This is a genomic window from Bacillus sp. 05T31 (genome assembly GCF_056396725.1).
Genome location: NZ_JBFTMA010000691.1, coordinates 1 through 2,375, shown reverse-complemented (window position 1 = coordinate 2,375; position 2,375 = coordinate 1). Strand labels below are relative to the sequence as shown.

General features: G+C 33.6%; 4 protein-coding genes and 1 pseudogene. 4 read left to right on the top strand and 1 reads right to left on the bottom strand.

Annotated features, from left to right (window positions below):
- Positions 1 to 45: 45 nt before the first annotated feature.
- From comGG to AC1DJR_RS26680, 4 genes are all read left to right on the top strand, one after another.
- Complete coding sequence (gene comGG / locus AC1DJR_RS26695; RefSeq protein ID WP_002167676.1) at positions 46 to 417, top strand: competence type IV pilus minor pilin ComGG; 372 nt, start codon at positions 46 to 48, stop codon at positions 415 to 417.
- A 173-nt stretch (positions 418 to 590) separates the two neighbouring features.
- Positions 591 to 1,241, top strand: coding sequence for a 2OG-Fe(II) oxygenase (locus AC1DJR_RS26690; RefSeq protein ID WP_429686895.1), 651 nt, complete (start codon positions 591 to 593; stop codon positions 1,239 to 1,241).
- 151 nt (positions 1,242 to 1,392) lie between these two features.
- The gene (locus tag AC1DJR_RS26685) at positions 1,393 to 1,890 is read left to right on the top strand and encodes a shikimate kinase (RefSeq protein ID WP_477003928.1); all 498 of its coding nucleotides are present in this window, start codon (positions 1,393 to 1,395) and stop codon (positions 1,888 to 1,890) included.
- A 38-nt stretch (positions 1,891 to 1,928) separates the two neighbouring features.
- The gene (locus tag AC1DJR_RS26680) at positions 1,929 to 2,129 is read left to right on the top strand and encodes a YqzE family protein (protein WP_002015009.1); all 201 of its coding nucleotides are present in this window, start codon (positions 1,929 to 1,931) and stop codon (positions 2,127 to 2,129) included.
- 66 nt (positions 2,130 to 2,195) lie between these two features.
- On the opposite strand, the pseudogene AC1DJR_RS26675 reads toward AC1DJR_RS26680, so the two are convergent.
- Positions 2,196 to 2,375: pseudogene (locus tag AC1DJR_RS26675) on the bottom strand (VC0807 family protein); the annotation flags it as partial.

Here is a 2,375-nt window from a genome sequence, read left to right as displayed (position 1 = left end):
ATATGAAGGCGTGGCTGTGCGCTATAGTGAAATTGAGATAGAAACATGAGAAAACAAGATGGATTTGCAATGCCAGGAACAATTATTTTTCTTATTTTATTCATTTCTTTTTTGATGTACGAAACGAATATGTTACTTTCGGATAAAAAATTTTATTCTGAAATAGAACAAAGTTTTTTCATGGAGGAACTTGTTGATCGCGCTATTTCAGATATAAAAAGAGAGTTACAGCAAAAAGAAAAAGAGGATGTTTTTTTATTTCAGTATGAAAGAGGAGAAGTGAGTGGAAAGTACGTCTTTGAAAATGATGTTATTATCATTTCGTTGCAATGTGTTACAAAACAGAGAGTTTTCTATACAGTGAGCTTTCGGTATAGGGAAAAGGATAATAAAATATTTGATTGGGTAGAAGGATAATATGTAAATATATGGAGAAGAACCATGAGTTTCTATTGTGGAGGGAGTCAATTTCTTTGAGGAAAGGGATAAGAATAATCGTCAAAAGTTTAAATTTTCTCAAAAAAGAGAAAGGTAGAAAGAATATGATATATTCATGCTATCCAATCATTTTTTTCTAGGGAGATAAGGAAATGACAAATAACAATCAAATAGGTGAAAATAAGGAACAAACTATTTTTGATCATAAAGGAAATACGATTATGACAGAGGATAGGGAAATACAAATTATTTCAAAATTCGAAGAACCTCTTATTGTCGTATTAGCAAATGTATTAAGTGATGAAGAGTGCGATGAATTAATTGAATTGTCTAAAAGTAAGATGGAACGTTCTAAAGTTGGTTCATCACGTGATGTAAATGATATTCGAACGAGTAGTGGTGCATTTTTGGAAGAGAATGAACTAACTTCGAAGATTGAAAAACGAATTTCATCTATCACGAATGTTCCTGTAGCGCATGGAGAAGGATTGCACATTTTAAATTATGAAGTAAATCAAGAATATAAAGCGCACTATGATTATTTTGCGGAACATAGTAGATCAGCTGCTAATAATCGTATAAGTACTCTTGTGATGTACTTAAATGATGTAGAAGAAGGCGGAGAAACATTCTTTCCGAAATTAAATCTTTCTGTACACCCTAGAAAGGGAATGGCAGTATACTTTGAGTACTTTTATCAAGATCAATCACTAAATGAGCTTACGTTACATGGAGGGGCACCTGTTACGAAGGGCGAGAAATGGATTGCAACGCAGTGGGTGAGAAGAGGTACTTATAAGTAAAAGTGAGCCAGCTTGTTTGATTACGAGAAAATAGTGAGTATGTTACGTTTTGTTCTTCATAGCATAAGAAGAACAAAACGTTTTTTTATTAAATAAAGTAACATCTTTCGTTATAATAACAAATAATAACGGATGATTGAGAGGAACAAAAATGAAATCTATATACATAACTGGCTATATGGGAGCCGGGAAAACAACAATTGGAAAAGTGTTAAGTAAAGAACTTCATATGGATGTTGTAGATACAGACCAAAAAATTGAAGAGAAGCAAGAGAAGGCAATTCGTGATATTTTTGCCGAAGAAGGCGAAATGGCTTTTCGGGAATATGAAAGTGAAATGTTACGTTCACTACCGGTTCAGAATGTAATTATTACAACGGGTGGAGGGATTATTGAACGAGMGGAAAATCGAAAGTGGATGAAGGAAAATGGAACTGTTGTGTATTTATATTGCGATCCACATGTAATTGCAGAAAGGCTTCGTGAAGATACGACACGTCCACTATTTCAGAAGAAAGATATAGATGCATTTATAACGAAATTTGAATCGCGCCGAGCTTATTATGAAGAGGCTGATATTCATATCGATACGACAAATAAGTCGGTAAAGCAAATTATGAATGAATTAAAGCAAAAGATTAATGAATAAAAAAGTGGACATACTAATCAAGTAGAGGTGATGATAATATGTCTACTAATGATTATGTACGCTTTGTGACACAGCAATTTGTGTCATATATGGATGCTCCAAAAGAGGATCGAAAACAACAGAAACAACAACGTCGTGCGGAGAAAGAGCCATTCTTAAATAAATGGTTTGGTGTTATGCCACTGAGCGCTGCTTTGTTTTATCGAAATGTAAAAAATAAAAGAAAAAAATCAAGCTAACTTTTTCGTAATATGTCTGGAAAAATAAAGACCCCCTAGTGCAATAAGCTGCTAGGGGATCTTTATTTATTGTTGCACAGATTCTTTTTCTTCAGTAACCGCATGTATCTTATTATTTACCCATACAAACCCTATTCCGATGCAAATAGAAATACCCCAGCCAACAGCGGTCATAATAGCTCTCATTTCACCATATCCATCTACACCGAAAACAGAGATGAAATAGATTTTCAAGAAGCTTTTTAA